The following is a 22743-nucleotide window of genomic DNA, read 5'->3' as shown; positions in this document are numbered from 1 at the left end:
ATTAAGCACCTAACAGTTTCAGTTTTTTTCGGATGTCGCGTAAGGTGGAGAGTGTGTGTCCGTAGTTTTCGGAAATCTCGGCAAACTCATTAATTCGTTCAAGCTCACGCTCAATCATGCTCTTTTCGATGTTGAACGTTTCTTCATCCTCCCCCAACTTATCCAGGGGCGGAATCGCGACAAAGTCATAGATGGAAGCAAGGCCCTTACCGTCGTACTGACGCAGAACCCGTCCTCGTCTTTGAATGGACTGGCGCGGGTTTGTCGAGGACGCCAGGATGTAAGCGGTTTTCGTTTGCGGGATGTCAACCCCCTCATCGAGACACTTAATAGCAACAACAGCGTCAATTTCGCCGGCCTTAAAACTGGCAAGAATCTCGGCGCGCTGTTCTTTGCTTTCTTCGGCCGTGAACTTGGCCACGCGCCATTGACAGTCCCTCCCGGCAATTTGAACAATCCGGTCGATATCCCGTTCGCCGTCGTTAATGGCCTCACTGGAATAGATCAGGGTGTGTTGTCGGTCTTGACTGTCGTTCAGCAGTTGTTTCAGTTTGCGTTTTTTGTCCGCACTGCTGCCGGTGAGCTTGGCGCGCTTGATGAGCTCAAGCTTTAGGTTGGTGGAAAAATCGTCTTTATTCCCCATGGCCATGAGCCGGGCAATCTTTTTGCTTAACCGGAAGTATTCGTCCAGTTCCTCCGGATCCAACTCACAGAGGATCGGGTAATAGTTGTACTTGCACAGAAAGCCGGCGTCGATGGCGTCCTTGATGTCAAACTCAATTACGGGCTCACCGAAGTAGTCAAAGATGGCCTTGGTGCCAAAGGGGTCGTTGTGGCGGATGGGCGTGGCCGACAACCCAATTCGGAATCGCGCCTGTTGGGGCAGCTTCTGGGCAATGTTCTCAGCGCCCATGTTATGCACCTCGTCCGACACTAACAGCAAGTTGGTCCGGACACCATCAAGGAACGACTGGAACTGGCTGTTCTTGAAGGTGTCATTGACCGCAATGGCTACTATATGGTCACGGTCCCCTGACAGCAGCTGATTGTAGGCGGACTGCAGCGTACCCAACCACTTGTCTTTGCCCCCGTAGCATTTGATCGCATCATAGCCAAAGAACGCCGCTTCGTCCGCCCACTGCTCCCCTAAGTGCAAGTAGGGGACAGTGATAACGATGACAAGCTTGGCTTGTTGAGTGCGGAAGTGGTCCAATAACCGGGTGGCCGCGGTCAGGGCAGTGATGGTTTTGCCGGCTCCGGTGGCCATGCAGAACAGCCCTTGCCCATTCTGGGCAAACCAGGCTTTGATGCCTTTTTCCTGGTACCCCCGGATCTTGCCCTCTTCATTTTGAATGGCTTGGGGGACGGCCGGGCGGCCAGATGGCAAGCTGTAGGGGCGAGAGCCCGTCGTGGCATAAGCTTTGATTTTATCCAGCGTCGTGGATGTGGGTGTAAAGATCAGGAGATTGGCGTCTCTACCTCGCCAGGTGCTCTCGAATTCGTGCTTCTTCTTTTCGCACCGCTGGCGGCCTTCCTCACTGGCCCACGACCGATAAATATCAATGGTCTCCCAGTTGGACGAGGCTCTGGAGGTCAAATTGTACGAGCCGCTGAAGGCAATATCGTTGCCCGCCTCGTCCGAAAAAATGCCATTTTTCGCATGGTAAATCCCACTCAGCTTATTGGTGGGCACTGCCACTTTCAGCTCAACAATGCCATCCCTGATCAGCCAAGCCAGCACTAGACGGGCGTCCTCTTTGAGCGCCGAGAACACCTGATCCACCTCTTCCTCAAAAATCCGTTTGGCCTGAAACTCCTTATCCGCCATGGCTTTCGAATTCACGATGCATTCTAGGTCCTTCTCCTGCAACTCATGGCCGACAATCCATCGAGCTTTGCCCCGGGAGTGGGCGAACTGCGAGACACCCTGAGCTGTATCCGCAATCCAACCGGAGGTAAAATACCCCACACCTACGTCGTAGGTGATTGCTCTCTTTAGCACCGGGTCGAAGAAGATCGCGTTGGGATCTTCGGAAGAAGTATTAATCGACAGCGGAAGATCGATTTCTTCAAACATACAGATCGAACTCCTTTATCAATGCATCCAGAACGCCCGTATCAACAGACTTTTCTTGCATATGGGTTGCCTTTTCTCCGTCTGGTGCATTTCCCGGGTCACGTTTACCGTCTTTGTTCTTGGTGGAACTGGGCGCGTGAATCAGTGTGGCATCGACAATCGTCCATTGGCGCAGCGACACTCGTTGATTGCCAAGGTACTGATTGATGGCCTCCAATATTCCCGCCACCAGGTTGTGTTTCTCCAGCAACCGACGAGAGTTGAGAATCGTGGTTTTGTCTGGAATCCTCTCCAAGCTCAGGCCCGAAAACTGGCGCAGCATCTTCATTTCATACAACGCCTCTTCCATGGCAGCGTCGCTGTAGCCGAACCAATTTTGCATCAGATGAACACGCAACATGGCCTTCAGCGGGTAACACGGCCGGCCACCTTCACTGGTTGGATAGTGGGGCTGGATCAGGAACAGCTCTCTGCGGGCATGCTTGCACTTTCCGGAGTATTCATCATCTGCGAAGGTCATCTGTTTCATGGCACGGCTCAGGCTTGGGGCTTGGGGCTTGGGGCTATTTGAGCAGTTTTACCAAGTCTTTTTCAGGATTTCCCTAGGTTTCGTGAAACCTGACGGCAACCTTGCGTGTACGTTAAAATTGTGCAAAATAACGTACCTAATTTAAAAAAACGTGCAGTCACATGAGTACCTACGTCCACTCCTTTCCATGCGTCAGAGGCATCCAGTCCGGCAGACCTTGCTACATAGCGATGTGCCCAATGCGTCTCGTGCCGAAGATCTTCATTTTCAATGAGGAGAACGTGCCTGCGGATTTGCGCGCACAGCGCACCTTGAACCTAGCCAGGGTTCCTGAAATTTCCGCATATTTGCTTGACAATCGCGACGACTACACCCTTTCGGCAATCACCGCATCAGTTGATGGGGTGGTCCAATTCAACCCCGCTTCCGATACCGGCCTTGAACAGAGTATCGGGACACTGACCATACCGATGGAGGCCCAGATACTGATCAATGACGGTCAGCACCGGCGCGCAGCCATTGAGCAAGCAATTCGTGAAAACCCAGAATTGGGCTACGACAACATCCCCGTGCTCTTCTTCATTGATGAGGGCCTCAACCGTAGCCAGCAAATGTTTGCTGACCTCAACAAGCATGCCGTACGGCCGAGCAGCTCCATCAGTACGCTTTACGATCATAGAGATCAGATTTCCGATCTGGCTAGGTACTTAGCCAAAAACGTCGAAATTTTCTCTAGGATGACGGAAGTGGAGAAGTCTAGCCTCTCACCTCGTAGCTCTAAGCTATTCACCCTCAGCGCAATAAAAAACGCGTCTCGCGTCTTGCTGAGAAAAGGGAAAGGCGACTTCATTGCGCAGAATGAGCGGGAGCTAGCGAAAGTATTCTGGGAGGAAGTCTCCTTGCAGATGCCTGATTGGATCAGAGCAAAAAACAAAGAGCTGTCGACGTCCGAATTACGGGACAATTACATTCACGCCCACGGCGTGATGCTGCAAGCAATGGGACTCGTCGGAGCTGAACTCATTATCCGTAAGGAGTCTGAATGGAAAAATACCATCAGCCAGCTCCGGAACATCGATTGGTCTCGAGCAAACCCGGAATGGGAAGGTCGCGCCATGGTTCATGGCCGGATCTCTAAAGCCACAACGAACGTGGCGCTCACAGCAAGTCTTATCAAGAAAAAACTTGGCGTCCCGCTATCCACAGTTGAACGCGAGTTAGAAAACAGGTTTCCTCAACAATGAGTAATGATCAATTCCTCTATCCATCGCACGATGATTTCGTTCAAGAAGCGATCATTTCTGGAAGACCGCTAGCGGATTCTGTCCGTGAGCTTCAAAGCATCTACAAGGCCGATAATCGCCCATGGGTAGTGGGTTTCAGCGGCGGCAAGGACTCTACTGTCATCCTTTCGCTCACCTACTATGCGCTGAAGATGTTACCGCCTGAGGAACGCCACAAGCACGTTTACGTCGTCTCCTCCGACACTCGAGTGGAAACCCCCGTAGTAGTCGACATGATCCACCAAGTACTTGATTCGGTGAACGCTCAAGCCGTTGAAGATCAGATTCCGATGACAGCCCATTCTGTCACCCCTAAAGTTGGAGAAACGTTCTGGGCCAACCTCCTAGGTAAGGGCTACCCGGCGCCGACCAAGGCGTTTCGCTGGTGCACAGAGCGGATGAAAATCGATCCAGTTAGCGAGTTTATCAAAGACAAGGTAGCCCGTTTCGGCGAAGTCGTGGTGGTGCTCGGCTCGAGACGTGAAGAAAGCAACACGCGTGCGCAAGTGATCACGCGCCACAAAATCGATGGATCTGCTTTGGGTCGGCATACCACCCTGCCAAATGCCTATACCTATATGCCCATTGAGCTATGGCATGCTGACGATGTCTGGGAATATCTCATGAGTGCTGCCAGGCCTTGGGGGGGTTCCAATCGAGTGTTGTTTGAGCTGTACAAAGACTCCAACGCTGGCGAGTGCCCACTGGTAATCGACACCAATACACCATCCTGTGGCAACTCACGCTTCGGCTGCTGGACGTGCACCGTGGTGACTCATGACAAAGCGATCGAGGGTCTCGTAAACAGCGGCGAGGATTGGATGCTGCCGCTGCTGCAGTTCCGCAACCAGCTGCATGCCAGCTCACTCCCCGAAAACAAAACTGAATACCGTAACTACAAACGTCGTACCGGGAAAGTGACCTTCGCGAGAGGGGCTATAGACGACGACACGAATGCTGCAACCAAACACGTGCCTGGCCCGTATTGGATGAAATATCGCAAAGAGTGGCTGAAGCTGCTTCTGGAAATTGAGAAAGGTATTCGTGAGACGGATCGTGATATCGAACTGATCGGCCGTGATGAGCTGCAAGTGATTCGCCAGCAATGGCTAAAAGACCCGAATGAGCCGGACTGGATTGATTCACTCCCTAAAATTTACGCCGAGGTCTATCCAGCGGATACGGTTGAGTGGATCAAGAATGACGCCGGCGCCTTCACTGAGCCCGATGCGGCCATCCTCAACGCATTGGAACAGGAGCACGGAGTGCCGGCGGTCCTAATCATGAAGCTGATCGATACCGAATTATCATTCTCAGGCCTCTCACGTCGGAAAGGAATTCTGGAGGAGCTGCAAAAAATCCTGGAGCAAGACTGGGGGGGACTGGATGAAGCGCTGGAACGTCGCGCCGTACCTACGGTTAACGATACGTATAAGACCGCTTTCGAATCTCTGAAAGCCGAACTAGATGGCTTGTTGCAATGATTATAGATTCCCTTTCAGTACTAGATTTCCGAGTTTTTAGCGGAGCCCACGACTTTGATCTGGTTCCTAAGATCAAAAGAGGCAAAAACGCGCCTATCGTTTTGTTCGGTGGTTTAAATGGCGGCGGTAAGACAACCATTCTTAGCGCGCTAAAACTTGCCTTGTATGGCAAAGGCGTACTTGGCTCTGGCGCAACAGTTGTCGAATATCACCAATATCTTCGTGACTGCATCCATAGAGCACACAACAGCATTGCCAAACCTACACGGGCGGCTGTCGAACTTACCTTCCGCTATGCGCAGTATGGAATCATCTCGAGCTATCAATTGACACGGGATTGGTTTGTTGATCATAGCGGCAAGATCAAAGAAGGCCTTATAATTTCTAGAGACGGCCAACACCTGACCGAGCTTTCATATGATCAGGCACAAGCTTTTCTTAACGAGTTGATCCCGATTGGTGTATCCGAGCTGTTCTTCTTTGACGGCGAAAAAATCGCAAGCCTCGCTGAAGAAACATCCGGGGACGCTCTGCGAGAGTCGATCAACAAACTTTTAGGCTTGGACCTCATCGATAGGCTGCATTCTGACCTATCCGTGATCATCAGAGGCCGCTCAGTAAAAAAAGCATCTGAAGATCGCAAGCAAAAAATAGCTGAAGCAGAACGAACTTACGAGGATCTAAAGAGGCAGCTCTCTGATACACGCGAAAAACTTGTCCATATGCGTGTCAATACCGTCGAAGCTAACAAAAACCTGGCCAATATTGAGGCAAGTATTAATGCGCGCGGCGGTGCCTGGAGCGCTACAAGAGAGGAAGAAACGGCTAGTCTTGACTCACTGGCTAGTGAGAAAAAGGCCATAGAGCATACTTTGCATGAGATGCTGAGTGGCTTACTGCCGTTTGCAATTACCCGGAAATTGAACGAAAAACTCCTCGATCAACTAGACTCTGAGCAGCGTGCCGAAAAAGCTCAGGTTCTTTCTGAATATCTGGAGCGTCAGAAAAACAATTTCCTGACAGAACTCGAATCGACGCTAAAAATCGGCAAGGAGCAGCGACCTGCCCTTCAAGATATTTTCCTTAGGACATTCGGTTCAGAGCTCAGTAATAGCGATCGAAGCCTATCGCCGGTACATGAACTCTCGGACACCCAGCGATCCAGCATCACTCACCGCCTGATGAATGATGTGGGAGCGCTCCAACAACGAGCTGCTGGTCTAGTGGCAAAGCTTCAGGACACTGATAACGGAATCGAATCTGCTAAAGAAAATATTGCCAGAGCTCCAGAAGAAAAAGTGCTGATGCCACTGTTTAACGAACAAGGGCAACTACAAGGGCGCTTGTCAGTTCTAGAAGAACAAAAATCTTTGATAGTTGAAGAAGCAAAGATGCTTCTCAATCAATTGTCCACTGCAGCACGTCAATTAGATGAGCTATATACAGAAATTGCAGAGTCCCAAGAAGCAGAGCGTCTAACCGGTCTTGCGCAAAATGCCAGAGAAGTTTTAAGAGAGTTCTCTGCACGCGCTCGAATTGAAAAGCTCAAGGAGCTTGAGTCGCAGTTTTTCACATCATTTAACGGTCTCGCTCGCAAAGCGGATCGGAATCTCTGCATACAAATTGATCCGAGCTCCTTCGAGGTCGTTCTTATTGACGATGAAGGTGTGACGTTACGTAAGGATGAACTCTCAGCAGGTGAAAAGCAGATTTTCGCAATCTCTATCCTAGAGGCGTTAGCACGAACGTCGGGACGAAGCCTGCCAGTAGTAATCGACACGCCGCTTGGTCGCCTCGATTCTGTTCATCGTAAAAAACTCGTGGAGAATTATTTCCCTAAAACCAGCCATCAAGTAATTATTCTCTCGACAGATACAGAAATTGATTACGCTTTTTATGAAGGACTTCAGGGAAGTATTTCTCACTCCTATCACCTGGTATACAACCCAGAAACTCGATCCACTCAAGCCGAGGAAGGATATTTCTGGCGGTGGGTTAATAACGCATGAATACATTTCCGCATAAATTTAAGATATCCAGTTCGTCGACCGCGAAACTAAAATATCTGAAATCCAAGACTGGTCTAACGCCTAACATCTTAAGCAGGTACGCAATCGCCCTTGCACTGGCCGATGAAAATGGCCTAGGCAATGCCAGCGTATCGGATTTAGAAGGACAGGAGTTCAATGCCCCCACCCTATTTGGCGAGCACTTGGATATTTACGAGGCCTTGCTTCGACAGTTTACACATCAAAGTAATTTAGACTGGGATCCAGTCAGGCATGTAGCTTCTCTCGTTGAAGTAGGCTTGCATAAAATGGGACATGTACGGTCTCTCAAAGATGTCGCGCTATTGATAATAAACGATTGACATAGAGTCCATCTTTCGAGATGGGCTTCATCAATCCCACGTAAGGCTACTTCTTCATACAGCTAAAAATCCAACTCCAACTTATAAGCGTGATGGCGCCGGATCAGGTTAAAGCTAAGATTTTCCACGCTCTACTCTCACTTTAAGTTAGCACCACCCTCATCCTCTCCTAAGGCAAGATCGAGTGCATACGAAGGAATCGATATCGTATCCACTTGAACTCCAAACCCTTTGTCTATCATTAGTTCAACAATCGACTCTCCATCGACGAGAATAATCGGCACAGCCCCACGTTTAATCGACGCAAAAATGGCACCCGCGGAAAATGATGCAGTAGTGAAAAAAAGCCCTTGCTCAAAATCTCCTTGTGCTGCGCCACGAAATCTATCAATCTCCGGACGTTGTATATTACCCTTAGTCCAACGCTTGCATTGGAACGCTACATTCAAATTCGCCAGTCCAACTTTTAGCTTTCCGTACCCATCAATTCCACCATCGCTTGAAACCTTTGTCACAGCCGTATCGTGAAACCCATAAACATCCATTAATTTTTTTGCGAACAATTCAAATCCAGAAGGTGACATCCTTTTGAGATCATTAAGTATTTTTCTTTTAAACTCAACTATGTATTTCTCATTCAACGTTTGGAGCTCGTAAAGTCTCGAAGCAAGCGTATCTTGAACCGAGTCAACTTCCACCGAACTACTAACACCAATCTGAATTTCGGTTGAATTATCTTTAGTGATCGGTATGTAGCGATTTTCGCCTACAAGAGAAAAGTATTTTTTTGGTGAGGAACTTGGAAAAACAATCCCTTCACAATGACGTCGAATTTGGCTACGTACAACATGCCGAGGATTGTCCGCATGAAAAGTATATAACCCAGCCTCAATAATTGCATAATAAGCATCATCGGCAGTCATAGGGTTTCTTTGCTTACTCATCACAAACCGAATAGCTTCTGTTATTGTCATTCACAAACCCTTTACTATTTAACAATAGAGCTATAATCGGAGCACTCTACACTCATAACAATCAATCATCAGCCATGGCATTAACAATAGTTGAATGATACATAAATGACAAATAGCTATAGCCAAAATCCTCTTTTTCAAAGACCACTTTTTCACCAAAAAAATCGAAGTGAAATACTGGTAGATCTGACTCAAACGTGATCTCACTTAGATCAGCAAAAAAGCTTTCACCAACAACAAAATCGAATTCACTTTCGACTAAATACGCCTCAATAACTTGCTTGCTTCTTGCAGGCACCACCATTTTTTTAGACTGACCAGAACGGTCTGTTAACACCACATGAAAAAATTTAGCCTTCGGTGCTGACGACTTATTTTTTATTGCCTTGTAAATTACTCCGGCTGTTTTAGATACTGCATCCAACTCAGAAAAGAAATTATCCTTTATTCCGGAACCACGCAGAAACTTGAGAAAGTCATGTTCTTCTACCACATCACCATAATCAACCTGACCTTGAGCGACCGCATCATTATATGCGTCTCTCAGGAGCCTCATCAAAGCTATCAACCCTACGGTTTTATTTAGCGCAGAAGATTTATTGTCAAACCTCCAACTATCCGGCCAACATTCTGCTACAGCTGAAAAAAAGTTATACACATTTGCAGCTACAACAGAATCATTTCCTTCAGAAAAACTTTTACGAAATGGCAACCGCTTGAAGTCAAGTCTGTCCATATTCGATAACGTTTTATCTTTCATACCAAAAAAGTTTTTCTTTCTACCCAACAAAATGTCGCGATCTAAACTAGGTCTTTTTGATATTAATTTTACTAGATTTTCTACAAATGCCGCCTGGGTGAGCAACTCGGTAGCCACACCTGGGGTTTTTAAACCAAGTCTTTTAATACGTTGGTAAAATGGAGAGCCTATTTTTGAGTTGAGCAGCGAGGCTATCTGATGCGCTGATTTTGTTGGACTCCTAGCCAAGGCTAGTGACTCAAGATCATAAACAAGACTACGATTAACTTTCGTCTGATTTTGATTAACCATCGTAAAAACTTGAGCCTGCGTGTGAAGATCCGCTTCTACGAAAATAGTTACCAACAGCTCAAAGTCTACTCTCTCGCCATTTGGCGAGCTATAGCAGAAATCAGTCCCTTCAAAACCAGCGAGACGATGCTGGCCATCTAAAATTTTTGCTATTTTACCCTTTTGATCGTCAGGATACTTAATCCATAACACATTATCTTCCAGAGTAACGTAGCGCTCATCAACAGCGACAATTATCGAATTTGGAAAAGTAGCATCCACAGCAGCAACGTACTCACGAATCCTTTTAACACGACTTGGATTTAGCTCTCGCTGAATACCTAGATATGTGTCTAAGCCGTCTCCACCCTGTTCGTCTTCTAAACGCCTGACATCGGAGTATGATATTTCATAAAGATCCCTAGCTCTCATTACACTACAATAAAAATCACCAATAGGCTGAGAGACGCGTAAAAAACTTCCCTTAATCGAGTTCATTCATTTAGTCCCTTTATCAATCAGCTTACTCATTTTGACATCAAGACTACGAGCCTCATCAGCCTGCGACTTCACAGGATCAAAGTTGTTATAATTAGGCCAAATACTGTAGTACCACAGAGCCAAAGTTGCAACCACAATAGTATACCCAATATACATAACAAGCTCTTTATCAACACTCATACTAATAGCCAGCATGCTCTCAAGTCGAACGGAGATAAAAAGAAAAGCACCAACACCAAGCGCATAAAGAAACAAATAAAAGCAAAATTCTCTTAGTATGTTCGGCCCTCTCTCTTTCAATCTAGTTAGTATATAGGGCGTCAAAAATGCGGAGGTATAAATAAAAACCTCACCAGAACTAAAGTTTGCGGAGAGCGCGGTTTTAATATCGACAGTCGTCCACATAGCCGATAACGACGAACCGCACAATATCGGAAACAGAGAAAAAAACAATGTAAGCAAAAACTCTTTTGAAACCTTCCCAAACTGAATCATGGTATCCATGGATTTACCTGCCAGCTCCAAATTACAATAAACAACTCGACGTCTAGCAACCTATCAGACCACTTAAAGCCGTACACATATCACACACCTAATTCCTTCACAGTTTCTTCGATTCCTAAGAGACAGAGGCACATCGCATGTTGGCAACATATTTTCTCCGATCTTTTTTGAGTTCAACCAACGAAAAAATCGCGATAACCGTAGAGCAGGTGAAGCTTCGCTCGGGAAATTACGGTAGTCAGCGATTTGCGAAGAGCGGGCTGACTACACCCAGATACGATTTTTCCGCCGGTCACAATCCTCCCCATAATCAATGCTCGGGCAATGACAGTTTTTCCTTCGCCAAGATGCCATGGTAGGAATACAACCTTAGCCTCGTCATCTAGCTCAACAACCTGCACAACGCAAAATAATTGCCGCTTATAGTTACCGCCGAGCCAAAGGCAATTTGTCTGCCCATAAAGTAGTCGCTTAGCCTTAAGAAACAGTTTCGCGCAACTGATCAGATTGCAACCTTCCACCAAACTCAGCCCATCGAGACGACGCATAATCCGATGCGATTGCTGTAGATCGAAGCCTACCCGCTCAAGCCCCCATTCAATGGTACGACTCCGCACCATATTGAGTGCCTCAGCGAACAAATGCGAAAAACCACTGACGTGGTCAAATAAGCGGTGCTTGGGCGTTAGCTCATGAAACAGAGCTGGGAAATGAATACACAGACTGTTTCCAATTGCACACGTGTATTGGCTATGAGTCGTCAACCGTCGTACCTGACTATGCTCGTTGAGAACAATGACATTCTGACATCATGGTAACGCCGGTTGGCTTTCAATGCAGCCTCGGATGGAAACCCAAGTCAAAAATTGATGCGCGCACGCCTTTGTGTAATCCGGAAGGTCCGGCTAATCGGCTGATAGCAGAGCTGACTTGGGGCAGGGACGCGAATTTCAGTCCCACTTCCGGAGGTCGTAGAGACCAAAAAATACTACACAGCGCCAGGGTCGATGCTGCTCTTTTCAGCAACAGTAAGAGGACATCCGCTCATTATGGATGCGTAGCAAGATTGCCAGATCTGATACAAGCTACGGTCAGTGCGATCCAACTTCGTGGGGTATTCCAAACGGTATTCCTGTAAAAAATTAAATCGCTAATATTTTATAAAAATCAATTAGTTAAAGGTTCCGTTCAGATTACCCCGGCCCACCAATCCGAAAACGACAAAGCCCGCCAAGTGCGGGCTTTGTTGCATCTGGGTTTGGAAAATTGTCAGCTACCCGCATCCCCCCTGCGCCGGACGACGGCAACCTGATCCCAGCTGACCGCATCATCAACACGGATACGCAGCGCTGCCCGAAACCTTCCCTAGTAGCCATAAATCCCTACATCCCTTCAGCCAATCTGCTCGAACCGCCGCCGCTTCAGGAACAATCCGACCCCCAGCGCCACGGCAAAGATCGACAGCAACCCCAGATCAAATCCCAACAAGCGGATCTGGCTTGCAGCAACGCAGCCGACCGCACCAGCCGCCACCAGCACCACCCCTAACCACTTGCGTAGCAGATACGGCTTGAGAAACCGGTCGAACAGAAAGGACAGCACCAGTGCAATGACCAGTTGGGTAATTTCGGACATGTGCGTCTCCAGTCAGGTCTTGATGATCAGTGTCGAGAGGGTGCGTTGCGGGCCGATACCGCCGTTGACCTGCGCCTCGATGCTGACCAGTACGTCGCCAGCATGGTAGGTAGGCAGGATTTCATTGGCATACATGCGCACACCGGCCCCTACAGAATACCCACGTAAGAGGAGGACGCGGCAGTGGCGGCGGCAGCGAAGGCAGTGGCGGCGGCAGCGAAGGCAGTGGCGGCGGCAGCGAAGGCAGTGGCGGCAGGCTTGCAGCTATTGCTGGAGGCAAACTAACCACGTCCTAGGAAATTTCCCTCAAGCTGTGGCGAACTCCATGAACTGGCGAGTAACGCCCCGTAAAGATAACCTTCCATCTTCGCTGCAACCCGGCGAACGGTTTTGACAGGCCGAAAAGCGTAGGGATCCCTAAATTTCCGGAGCTCCCCCATGAAAAAGACCAAACCAAAGCCACGTGGAAACCCAGTCACTCCAGAGTCGGAAACCCTCGACCTGACCCAACTCTCCAAAGCCACCCAACGCGCCGTCAGCGCCCGCTTGCGCGACCCGAAACAGCCCGATCCGGTGAGCCATGTTTTCACCATCCTCCCCGACGTCGACACACCCACCCTGCTCGCTCACGCCAGCGAAACCCTGGCCTCCATGAATGTCATGACCACCGATCTGGCCGACCAGCTCGAAGGCTCGCATCGCAATGTGGCATTGGCGATTCAGCAACTGGCCGTGCTGGCCGAGATGTTGATCAACCGAGCGCTGGATAACCTCGATTCACCTATGCCGGCGGTCACGCCCGTCTGCCACTGAGTGATCACGCTCGTTGATCGAATGGAGGTTTTGTCATGGATCGATACATGCCGGTCACCGGCATCGACTGCACCATTGCGTCGCTGCTGATCGACACCGAAGCACCGCTGGATGTGCTGCATGAAACGGCGGCCTACCGCATCCGCACGGCGACTCAATTGCTGGAGAGTTTCGCTGTGAACGAAGGCGTTCACAGTGAGCTGGCGCGGGTGTTGGTGACTTCGCTGCGTGATGGCTGCGATTTGCTGGATGTGGTTGGGCGAAGGTTACAGATGCAGGTTTCGGCGTTGTAACGAACCCAGCATAGAAGTCGTTACCGCTACCCCAACACAAAAAGGCACCTGACGAGCATATCGCAGGTGCTTTTTTGGGATTGAGCGGCATTAGATGACTCAACAGTAGGTTTCATAATCTGTAACTTACTGTCGACTCAACGGACGCATAGCTGCCACGCTTTCGCCCTTGTATAAAAAAAGGATTTCTCTGACAGATTAGAACCACGTCATCCTGGGAAATTTCCCGCAACCCGTAGCGACTTCCATGAACTAGCGAACAACGTTTCCGGCAGATAGTCTTCACGCTTCGCTGTAAACCCTGCGGACGGTTTGACAAGCCCGAAATAGCGTAAGGATCCCTAACCTCATGGAACGCCCTTATGAAAAAAATCACCCTGCATTTAGTTGAAAATACGGCCACTTCAAAGCCTGAAACCCTCGACCCAACCCAACGCCCCCAAGCCACCGAGCGCGCCGTCAACGCCCGCCGGCGCAACCTGAACAGGAACATCTTCAGCGTCCGCCCCGACGTCGACACGCTCACCCTGCTCTCTCATGCCAGCGAAACCCTGGCGTCCCTCAACGTCATGACTCTGGACTTTGCCAACAAACTCGATGGGCCTCAGCGCAATGTGGCGCTGGCGCTTCAGCAATTGACGATGCTGACCGAGCTTCTGGTCAACCGAGCGCGGGATAACCTCGATCCGAACGCTTCGGTGCCGGCGGGCAAGCCTCCCGTTGTTCACTGAGTGATCGAGCGACGACTACAAACGCAGATTTCGGCGTAGAAAAGCAAAATGGGCGGCCTCATTGAGGTCGCCCATTTTTGCTGATGCCGTCGTTGCTACATCTAGAAGCCTAAGTCCTGAATGCGCTATGCCGGCAGTCTTTGTTGCTACCCAAAACTCAGTGCAAATGGCGCACGCTTACAGTTTTAGCCAGGCGATTACGTAGCTGCTCCAGCACATAGCCTTCCGGCAGGTTCATCTGGAAGATAGGGTGCAGGTCTCGTCGACGAAACTCGTCGGGGCGAACGGGCATCGTCAAGCTGATTGCCATGTTGGGTAACGCATCTTCGTCGTAGCGGAAAATGAAATCCTCCGCGCTGGTGAGGATTCGGCCGCTGCTCCCTTCGGGGGTACTGACTCTGAGCGAGGTCATTTTCATTAAAACAGCTCACCAAGTTCTTCCAGGGTCGGCATGGCTGCCGGAATGACAGCAAATTCGCAATCCAGAGCACCTAACACCCGCGCATAAGCACTCATGCTCACAGAAAGAGTGCCCTTCTCTACTGCGATGACTTTCTGCCGAGTCAGCCCGGCGAGTTCGGCGAGATTTGCTTGCGTCAGGCCACGATTCATACGCTTTTCGCGTATTTGCTTACCTAAGCGGGAGATCAACAGAGAATAATCCATGTTCATTTACCGTGACATTTATATTTAAATGTACCGTATGCATAACATTATTGCGACTCCCCCGGTATCTCGTTCACTCAGAGGCCACGCCAAAGGCCTTCCATCCACATGAATTTTTCTTCACCCCATCACCTCTCCCCAACCTGTACATTGCCCTCGCTCATTCAAGAAACTACGGTTTGCCCGCGCTCCCGCGGGCTTTTTTTTGTCTGCGGTTTTGTTGGCGGTCAGTTCAAATAGCCCGCGCAGGGGAAACCTTCGGCAGTTCCTGCAGGCATTTCAATCGATACAAATATTCCTGCTCCCCATGCTGCTGCGAACACCGCGCCTGATAACACTTCCTGATCAAGCCAAAACCGGTCGCTTCAGCCAGCCGTTGGCTCGCCACGTTGGCCACGTCTATGGTCAGGTAAAACGTGAAACCGGGCAGGCTTTTGATCAATTCTTCGAGCGCTGTGCGCATATAACCTTTGCCCGAATACTCGGTATTGGCCCAGTAGCCGACGACGTAGCGGTTGCGGTGCCGGGGCTTCAAACCAATGCAGCCGATGATCGTGTGCGCCGCATCGTCGACGATAAACAGCCGCCGCTCACCTGTTTCGCTTTTGAATTCATCGACTGCCCGTGCGAGGAACGATCGGGCCTCGTTCTCGGTGGTGTAGGGTTTGGCCCAGGGCAGAAATTCGGAATGGGTGGTAAAACTGGCGTTAAGCGCATGCTGCAACGCTTTACACCATTGGGGGTCGGGGGCACTCAATCTCAATGTATGAGTGCCCACCGTCAGCGAAAGCTCCATTGCATCTTCCTTGAATTCAAACTCCGTAGCGTCAAACAGTAGCAGTGCCAGGAAGGACACTGCTACTCAGGCGTTCAACGACCTCCCGGCCTAAATCTCCGCGTTGGCGGGTGAACTCGTAAACGGTTCAACGACAGGTCGCTCAGCCTGCTGTCGCACCGGCAGCTCCAACCGCGCCCGCCCATAGAACGCCAACGCCGTCAGCAAACATGCCAGCCATACAAAGATTCCGGCCCAGAAGGTGTGGGACATGTAGTGCCAACCCTGTAGAACCCGCGTCGTGCCGTAAACGAAACCGAGCAGCAGCGAGCCGTGCATCACCGCTTTGGAATATCGCCAGCGGTAGCGGCGAGCCACAAAGTACAGCGCGAGCATCGTGAAGCCGCCTGATGCATGCCCGCCTGGCCAGCAGCGACCGTCGCCTGCGACTTTCAGCAGGTCGAAATTCTGATACCACTCCTTGTGTTCGATTTTGCCGGCGTACTGGGTCGTTTCGACCGGGCAATACACACTGGTGTGGCCTTTGAGGTAGTGGATAACGCCAGTGCTGATGGAAAACGCGAACACCACATAGAGGAAGTCCCGACGGTGTTTACTGGCGAACCGAAGTATCGGCGCGACTTTGATTTTTTCCAGGAGTGTGATGATCTTCGAATGTTTTTCAGCCTTCAGTCGCGGCCAGAGAAACGACAGCAAAGCGCCAATCATCGCGACCTCACCAGTCCAGTTCGGGATGATCCGCGCCCATTTATGAGTGATTTTTTCGAACAGATGGACATGCTGTAACGGAAACAACCGTGTGGCCGGATCATAGAAAAGATCGCTGAAGGCGATGTCTATCTTGGTCATGTCAAACAACAGGAACACCACGACCGCGCAGGCCAGCGGAATACCGAAGTTCACCCAGTAAAAGCGGTAACGGGAAGCAGTCAGCATCGTACGTCCTGATCCAGAGGGATGATGGTGAGGCTCATTCAGTGGTCACCGAATGCCAGTCGGAGGCTTCGATGAAACCGAGCATGCGCGGCGGCTGAGACTTTTTGGCGGAGATAAACAGAGAAGCGCCATAACCCAAGGTCTCGGTCGATAACTTGAGATCTTTTTCGAGTTGCGCCATGCATTCGCTGTGGGTCACCAGAATCAGGTTGCGTCCGGCTACCTTGTGCGCCAAGGCATCGCGCAGCATGTTGTCTCTGCAGTGGACCAACCAGTCTTCGCCGACGCCGACCTTGTTGAACATGTAACCGGCGGTTTGCGCCGTGCGCATCACCGGGCTGTTGTAGATGTCAGCCCGATCCAGCCCCAGATGCTCGAACTGCGCGCCGACACTCACCGCCACGCTGCGGGAGCGATCGGTGATGCCATCGTTGCCGATCAGGCAGGCGGCCGTGGAGTGATCACAACGCTCGACGTGGCGCACCAGCACGATCATGTCGCCTTTGGCCCACCCGGTCGCCAACGCCCGGGCACCCGCCACATTGCCATGGGCCAGGTCTGGGACGGCGGCGGGTCGCAACAGCCACACGGTCAGCGGAATAACCAACAAGGCAGATGCCAGCACGACTGCAGCGTTTCGATAACGGGCCAAACGGCTCAGATCGATCGAGCGTTTTATCCCGAACAGACTCAGTCTTAATTCCACATCAAGCCGCCTCGCCGGGATACACCATTGTGATTCGATGTCGCGAGGGTAAAGAGGCGCGCGTCGGCAGCCGGTGAAACCCATGTGAAAAAAAGATTAAGACTTGCCCAAAAATCTTGTTACAGAATCCGTCCAACAAAAACCTTTCAGCTCCCGGGATTGCTGCCGATACAGACCTGCTAACCCCCTTGCTGGCTCTTAAAACAACAATCTTCCAGCCAACCGACGATCAAGAAGCACAACGTTCCTGGAGGAATATTGATGAATAGCTGGTTCGGTAATATCAGCGTGAACCTGAAACTGGGCCTGGGATTCGGCCTGGTCCTGGCACTGACCTGCGTCCTCGCCCTGACCGGCTGGACGAGCCTGGGCGGGTTGATTGACCGCAGCAACTGGATGAGCGACATCACTCAGCTCAACGCCGGCCTGACCAAGCTGCGTGTGGTTCGCCTGCAATACATGCTGACCAACGGTGACGAAACCGCCGCCCAGAATGTGCAGACCACCCTCGACGGCTTCGTCGCTCAGCAACAAGCGTTGCTGTCGAGTTTCAAGAGCCCGGAAAACGTCAAGTTGCTCAAAGAGCAGAGCGCGACCATCAGCGCCTACCAGATATCCCTGAACAAAATGCGCAGCGCCTACCGCACCGGTAACAGCGCCCGCGACGCCATGGGCGCCAATGCTGAAACCGCCAACACGTTGATCGAAGCGATCAGCACCCGCGTGCAGCAAATGCCCCTGAGCGACCAACGCTTCGAACAGTTCCAGGCCATCACCGCGGCCAAGGAAGCGTTCATCCTGGCTCGCTACGAAGTGCGTGGTTACACGGCTAACACCAACGCCGAGACCGAGCAAAAAGCCGTCGCCCAACTGGACACGGCCATCGCCAGCCTGAAACAGCTCAGCGTGTATTTCGCCGAGACCCAGCAAGATGCGCTGCGCCAGCTGGAAACCGCGCTGAGCAACTACCGCAGTGCCTTGCAAGCGTATAAAGCCGCGAACACCGAGGCGGTGCAGGCGCGCAAGGAAATGACCGAACAGGGTGCCACCATCGTGACCCTGAGTGACCAGCTGTATCAGATCCAGCTCGACCGCCGCGACGCCGAAAGCGCCCAGGCCCGCACGCTGCAACTGATCAGCACCTTGCTGGCCTTGCTGGTGGGGGTCATCGCCGCCGTAATCATCACCCGTCAGATCACCGGCCCGTTGCGCGATACCCTGGCCGTGGTCGAGCGCATCGCCAGCGGCGACCTGTCCCAGGACGTCAAAGTGACCCGTCGCGACGAACTCGGCGTGCTGCAGCAAGGCATCGCACGCATGGGCGTGACCCTGCGCGATTTGATCAGCGGTATCCGCGATGGCGTCACCCAGATCGCCAGCGCTGCCGAAGAATTGTCTGCCGTGACCGAGCAAACCAGCGCCGGGGTCAACAGCCAGAAAATCGAGACCGATCAAGTGGCCACCGCCATGCACGAGATGACTGCCACGGTGCAGGAAGTCGCGCGCAACGCTGAAGAAGCGTCCCAGGCTGCAGCCGCCGCTGATGGAGAAGCGCGCGAAGGCGATAAAGTGGTCAACGAAGCCATCGCCCAGATCGAACGCCTGGCCAGCGAAGTGGCGCGCTCCACCGAAGCCATGAGCGTGCTGCAGCAGGAAAGCGACAAGATCGGCAGCGTCATGGACGTGATCAAAGCCGTGGCCGAACAGACCAACCTGCTGGCCCTCAACGCCGCCATCGAAGCGGCCCGTGCCGGTGAAGCCGGTCGTGGTTTTGCCGTGGTGGCCGACGAAGTTCGCGGCCTGGCCCAGCGCACGCAGAAATCCACCGAGGAAATCGAAGGCCTGGTGGCCGGCCTGCAGAACGGCACTCAACAAGTGTCGGTGGTGATGAACAACAGCCGCGCCCTGACCGACAGCAGCGTGGCACTGACCCGCAAGGCCGGCGTGTCACTGGAAAACATCACCCGAACGGTGTCCAACATCCAGTCGATGAACCAGCAGATCGCTGCCGCTGCCGAGCAACAAAGCGCCGTGGCCGAAGAGATCAGCCGCAGCATCATCAACGTACGCGACGTGTCCGAACAGACCGCCGCCGCCAGCGACGAAACCGCTGCATCCAGTGTTGAGCTGGCACGGTTGGGTAATCAGTTGCAGATGATGGTGAGTCACTTCCGGGTGTAACACCGCGCCTCAGGCCCGTCAGTATCATTACTGGTGGGCCTGGGGCTTACTGGCAAATGTCACGACTATTCTCCGTTCAAAGTCCTACAACCTTCCCGCCTCATTCCTCCTGCCAAGTGGCGAAGTTTCCAGCTCCCATTGAACGAAGAAGCTGACAGCGCTTCCGCCTGCCACTCCGTAATGTCGATCTCTCCACCTCAGAGATGCATCGGCATGGACGACAACCCCTCAACCGAGAACAACGCTAAATCCTTACTCGATACATTGATCGAGGCCTACGCCCCCGAAGGCAAAGCAGCAGAATTTGAAAAGCTCGTTAAAGAAAAGCTCCGGCTTACCTCGGTGTTCGATATCACCGGGATGACCGAAGCCGACTTCAAGGACCGTTTAGCTACCGAGATCAATAACGACAATGCCCACGCTGGCAGCATCGACGCCAAGTCACTCTATAACGACGCAAGATGTTACGCCGCTCAGATCAGCCACCTCTATCGGGAGCAGCGCACATCAGACGGAACGGCACAGCATCAATGGCACCCCTTGGGCATTCGTGCGGTCGAGAAACAGGGCCCTACCTATACCCATCTGTTCAAAGAAAACTGGGACGACGCCTGCAAGAATGATTCGATCGCCGCCATTGATTCACCGGTCGCCTACCTTAGAGCGCTGTACCGGTTTGCCCTGGAACTGGAGTCCAGCGCCTCGCAAATATCGGATGAAAAAACCAACCGAATCCCGTTGGCAAAACGCCGCCCGGATCTCGCCGATCTGTCGATTGATCAGCAAAGCACCTTCACTGCGCAACCGATGCTCGGAATCGTCAATGCGATTCTCGACAAAAACATTCAGAACGCGCTGCAGACCACCGATGACAAAGGCAAGTCGACCTATGAGGTTTTAGCGCATAGGTATTACCCCTTTGCCCTTCCTTACGAGTTTTTCCATCATCAGTGCCTGCTGGGGCTGAGCGCGAACAAACCGACGCTCGGAGAGCTGAACTATCTCATCAGCGATTCCCTTCCTCTCACGCCTTCCAGAAGCTCTTCGTACGGCAAGGTGCTGGAGACTGCGTCTGATGAAGCTCAGATGCTGATGTCCGGGCTTGGTCCGAAACAGCAAGCGTTGCTGACAGCCTGGGCCGAAAAAACCCTGACACATGAGGTACACACACAACTCCCCCCCGAGGAACAGAGCGAGCGCAAAGGCAACTACTGGGAAAAAATCTATGGCAGCGCGTCGATTTCCGACCTGAAAAAAATTCCGACCTTTCTGGAGCTAACCGAACTTAAGGCCGAGCAAATGGAAGCATTGCTGGCACAGGGTAAATTCGCGCCTCGCACATCCCCTCATTACTCCTTGGAGGTGCCTTTTTCCCGGCCCTATGGTGCCCGTTATGTAAATGGCCCTGTCGTTGCCGATGATAAAAGCATGACATTGGACAACGAAAATAAGCCCGGCGAAATCGCCAATGCGACCGAGGACAAACTCGAACGCCTGCATCGAATGATCCGCCTCCAGCGCTGGCTCGCAATTCCGTTCAACGAGCTGGACATTCTGATATGCAGCGCATTGGAGTCGCAGTTGCGAGTCAATGCAAAGATGCAACTCGACAGCTATGTCATTCGAGCTCTCGGTGTTTATCTTTTTTTGAACCGGCGGTACTCGATCACAGCTGAAGACTTTGCAGCGCTCCTACACCAGATATCCCCATGCGCTATCGGCGATAATATTTCCCTATTCGATAAGGTGTTCAATAAAGCCCGGCTGTTCGAAAAGCCACTGAAGCTCGATGGTCGAGCCTTCCAGGCGAACGATTCGGACCCGGTCTCTCATACCATTCTCCAGCACTTGAGCGTCAGCCTGGGCCTGCCTCTGACAGAGGACTCGCTATTGCTAGTGGTCAAAAACACGCAGAAATACCTGGGTCCGCTCAAGTGTGACTTGCCCACGCTGTCATCGATTTATCGCCAGGCCCGGATAGCACGAATGTTCGGTCTATCGATTGCCGAACTGTCGACGCTGGCAAGTTTGCTGGGCGGGGAAAGTATGTCCAGGTGTCTGGCAACCGGTAACACCCTGTCTGGCGAGATTGATGAAGTCGTTCTGAGTGCCCCCCCTCAGGAAGCTTCTGCACACATTCTCGATATCCTGATGCAGTTGGACTGGATAACCCGCTGGATCAAGGAGTCCGCCTACGACATCCCAATGCTGCAACGTCTTCTTGAACGGCATCCCAATGACGACTATCTCTTGGTGGACTTGCAGCATCACCTCACCAAACTTGTCGCCGATACGCGCCAGTGCGCGGTAACCGCACAAGAATTGGCGACATTGGCACTGCCGGAAAAGTTTGATTGGGGAGCGAAGCTGGCGGATACCCTGCTCGATGATAAAGGTCTGGTAAAAAATTTCGCCCCTTCGATCAAAGACGATGTACCGCAGAAGCTGACAGATGCGCTGGATAAAATCTTTGTTGAGTTGGCGCTGGATGCGGATCCCGACAAAGACCTCAGGCTCAAGACCGACTGCAAGCAAAAACTTAAAAACCTTCTCCTGCTGGCCCATGATCGTCAGCAGCACCTGATCGAAGCGTTTCTGCAGGAAACCTTTTTGCTGCCCATGAACTGTGCAAGTGATGTAGTGGTGTGGGCGAAAACCTCCGTCCATCAAATTCTCACCGCAACGCTGGACTCAAAAAACTCCTACGAACTTGCGCGCAAACTGCATCCGCTTATGCGCCATACCGAGGCCGCAGTTCGGCTGCAGTTGAGCAACAAGGCTTTGCGAGCGTTCCTGAGCACTGCCAGCTGGCTGGACAGACCGGATGCACAGCTGAAGCTGTCGTTCAAAACCTTGTATCTGTTCGATCGCTTCAACCACTTCATGAATACTTACCAGCAGCCGGAAGAAAGCCTGCTGAGTTACCTGGAGTTCGTGAGTTCCCTCAATCGCGAGACAAGTGTCGTCAACCTCCGCCTGGCCCGATTAATGAAATGGACCACGGCTGAAGTCACCGTGCTCACCTCGAAGCTGATGTTCAAGCAGGCCACAACAATGAGAGACATCGATTGGGTCATGCGTTGCCACAACGCTTGCAAAGCTACCGGGCTTAACGCGACCGCCCTGCTAAATGCAGCATCCCTCGACAACAACAGTCCAGTCGCCCAATGGAAAACAGTCGGTGAAGCCGTCATGGCGGCCAGTCACTAAATCTCACTACATGCTCAAGGAAT

Annotated in this window: 20 protein-coding genes and 2 pseudogenes; 9 read left to right on the top strand and 13 right to left on the bottom strand. The window is 51.6% G+C overall.

Features of this window, described 5'->3' with window-relative positions:
- Position 1: 1 nt before the first annotated feature.
- Together ACIPLA_RS19770 and ACIPLA_RS19765 are read right to left on the bottom strand one after the other, a co-directional pair.
- Positions 2 to 2077, bottom strand: coding sequence for a DEAD/DEAH box helicase family protein (locus ACIPLA_RS19770; protein ID WP_401175255.1), 2076 nt, complete (start codon positions 2075 to 2077; stop codon positions 2 to 4).
- Positions 2078 to 2149: 72 nt separating this feature from the next.
- A pseudogene (locus ACIPLA_RS19765) lies at positions 2150 to 2606 on the bottom strand (IS5 family transposase); the annotation flags it as partial.
- 161 nt (positions 2607 to 2767) lie between these two features.
- Between ACIPLA_RS19765 and dndB the strand changes: the two are divergent.
- From dndB to ACIPLA_RS19745, 4 genes are read left to right on the top strand one after another with little or no spacing between them, the layout of a single operon-like run.
- Positions 2768 to 3850 carry a DNA sulfur modification protein DndB gene (gene dndB, locus ACIPLA_RS19760; protein WP_401175252.1) on the top strand — a complete coding sequence of 361 codons (1083 nt, stop codon included), beginning with the start codon at positions 2768 to 2770 and terminating at the stop codon, positions 3848 to 3850.
- Positions 3847 to 5373 carry a DNA phosphorothioation system sulfurtransferase DndC gene (gene dndC, locus ACIPLA_RS19755; RefSeq protein WP_401175249.1) on the top strand — a complete coding sequence of 509 codons (1527 nt, stop codon included), beginning with the start codon at positions 3847 to 3849 and terminating at the stop codon, positions 5371 to 5373. Before dndB ends, dndC begins: the two co-directional genes overlap by 4 nt.
- Positions 5370 to 7382, top strand: a complete 2013-nt coding sequence (gene dndD, locus ACIPLA_RS19750; protein WP_401175246.1) for a DNA sulfur modification protein DndD — start codon at positions 5370 to 5372, stop codon at positions 7380 to 7382. Before dndC ends, dndD begins: the two co-directional genes overlap by 4 nt.
- Complete coding sequence (locus ACIPLA_RS19745) at positions 7379 to 7744, top strand: DndE family protein (protein WP_401175243.1); 366 nt, start codon at positions 7379 to 7381, stop codon at positions 7742 to 7744. Before dndD ends, ACIPLA_RS19745 begins: the two co-directional genes overlap by 4 nt.
- A 137-nt stretch (positions 7745 to 7881) precedes the next feature.
- Here ACIPLA_RS19745 and ACIPLA_RS19740 read toward each other — a convergent pair whose 3' ends face one another.
- The 6 genes from ACIPLA_RS19740 to ACIPLA_RS19715 form a co-directional block, all read right to left on the bottom strand.
- Entirely contained in the window at positions 7882 to 8667 is a 786-nt protein-coding gene (locus tag ACIPLA_RS19740) for a restriction endonuclease (RefSeq protein WP_401175240.1), read from the bottom strand.
- Positions 8668 to 8779: 112 nt separating this feature from the next.
- The gene (locus ACIPLA_RS19735; protein WP_401175237.1) at positions 8780 to 10246 is read right to left on the bottom strand and encodes a DGQHR domain-containing protein; all 1467 of its coding nucleotides are present in this window, start codon (positions 10244 to 10246) and stop codon (positions 8780 to 8782) included.
- Positions 10247 to 10753 (bottom strand): hypothetical protein, encoded by a 507-nt coding sequence (locus tag ACIPLA_RS19730; RefSeq protein ID WP_401175234.1) that lies wholly within the window; start codon positions 10751 to 10753, stop codon positions 10247 to 10249. It lies immediately after the preceding gene.
- Between the two features lie 173 nt (positions 10754 to 10926).
- A complete protein-coding gene (locus tag ACIPLA_RS19725; protein WP_401175232.1) occupies positions 10927 to 11517 on the bottom strand; it encodes a hypothetical protein in 591 nt (196 codons plus the stop codon).
- Between the two features lie 628 nt (positions 11518 to 12145).
- Positions 12146 to 12388: a hypothetical protein gene (locus tag ACIPLA_RS19720; RefSeq protein ID WP_401175229.1), complete on the bottom strand. Its 243-nt coding sequence runs from the start codon at positions 12386 to 12388 to the stop codon at positions 12146 to 12148.
- Between the two features lie 12 nt (positions 12389 to 12400).
- Positions 12401 to 12523 (bottom strand): hypothetical protein, encoded by a 123-nt coding sequence (locus ACIPLA_RS19715; protein ID WP_401175226.1) that lies wholly within the window; start codon positions 12521 to 12523, stop codon positions 12401 to 12403.
- A 303-nt stretch (positions 12524 to 12826) separates the two neighbouring features.
- On the opposite strand from ACIPLA_RS19715, the gene ACIPLA_RS19710 reads away from it, so the two are divergent.
- The 3 genes from ACIPLA_RS19710 to ACIPLA_RS19700 all read left to right on the top strand — a co-directional run bounded on the left by ACIPLA_RS19710 (position 12827) and on the right by ACIPLA_RS19700 (position 14225).
- Positions 12827 to 13201, top strand: a complete 375-nt coding sequence (locus ACIPLA_RS19710) for a DUF6124 family protein (protein ID WP_218398609.1) — start codon at positions 12827 to 12829, stop codon at positions 13199 to 13201.
- A 35-nt stretch (positions 13202 to 13236) separates the two neighbouring features.
- Positions 13237 to 13494, top strand: a complete 258-nt coding sequence (locus ACIPLA_RS19705) for a hypothetical protein (protein WP_007900566.1) — start codon at positions 13237 to 13239, stop codon at positions 13492 to 13494.
- 362 nt (positions 13495 to 13856) lie between these two features.
- Positions 13857 to 14225 (top strand): DUF6124 family protein, encoded by a 369-nt coding sequence (locus ACIPLA_RS19700; RefSeq protein WP_218398608.1) that lies wholly within the window; start codon positions 13857 to 13859, stop codon positions 14223 to 14225.
- 172 nt (positions 14226 to 14397) lie between these two features.
- Here ACIPLA_RS19700 and ACIPLA_RS19695 read toward each other — a convergent pair.
- The 5 genes and pseudogenes from ACIPLA_RS19695 to ACIPLA_RS19675 all read right to left on the bottom strand — a co-directional run.
- Positions 14398 to 14643, bottom strand: a pseudogene (locus tag ACIPLA_RS19695) (HipA N-terminal domain-containing protein); the annotation flags it as partial.
- Entirely contained in the window at positions 14643 to 14891 is a 249-nt protein-coding gene (locus tag ACIPLA_RS19690; protein ID WP_032830757.1) for a helix-turn-helix transcriptional regulator, read from the bottom strand. The gene ACIPLA_RS19690 and the pseudogene ACIPLA_RS19695, both read right to left, overlap by 1 nt.
- A 232-nt stretch (positions 14892 to 15123) precedes the next feature.
- Entirely contained in the window at positions 15124 to 15687 is a 564-nt protein-coding gene (locus ACIPLA_RS19685; RefSeq protein ID WP_401175221.1) for a GNAT family N-acetyltransferase, read from the bottom strand.
- 90 nt (positions 15688 to 15777) lie between these two features.
- Positions 15778 to 16623: a phosphatase PAP2 family protein gene (locus tag ACIPLA_RS19680; protein ID WP_401175218.1), complete on the bottom strand. Its 846-nt coding sequence runs from the start codon at positions 16621 to 16623 to the stop codon at positions 15778 to 15780.
- A 34-nt stretch (positions 16624 to 16657) separates the two neighbouring features.
- A complete protein-coding gene (locus ACIPLA_RS19675; protein WP_192346889.1) occupies positions 16658 to 17329 on the bottom strand; it encodes a histidine phosphatase family protein in 672 nt (223 codons plus the stop codon).
- A gap of 261 nt (positions 17330 to 17590) precedes the next feature.
- Between ACIPLA_RS19675 and ACIPLA_RS19670 the strand changes: the two genes are divergently transcribed.
- Together ACIPLA_RS19670 and ACIPLA_RS19665 are read left to right on the top strand one after the other, a co-directional pair.
- Positions 17591 to 19510, top strand: coding sequence for a methyl-accepting chemotaxis protein (locus tag ACIPLA_RS19670; protein WP_218398605.1), 1920 nt, complete (start codon positions 17591 to 17593; stop codon positions 19508 to 19510).
- A gap of 213 nt (positions 19511 to 19723) precedes the next feature.
- Positions 19724 to 22720 carry a Tc toxin subunit A gene (locus ACIPLA_RS19665; protein WP_401175214.1) on the top strand — a complete coding sequence of 999 codons (2997 nt, stop codon included), beginning with the start codon at positions 19724 to 19726 and terminating at the stop codon, positions 22718 to 22720.
- The last annotated feature ends 23 nt before the right edge of the window (positions 22721 to 22743 follow it).

This window comes from Pseudomonas sp. NPDC086112 (assembly GCF_044746425.1).
Classification (GTDB): Bacteria; Pseudomonadota; Gammaproteobacteria; order Pseudomonadales; family Pseudomonadaceae; genus Aquipseudomonas.
The sequence above is the reverse complement of the archived record's forward strand: the minus strand, read 5'-3'. Positions and strand labels throughout refer to the sequence as shown.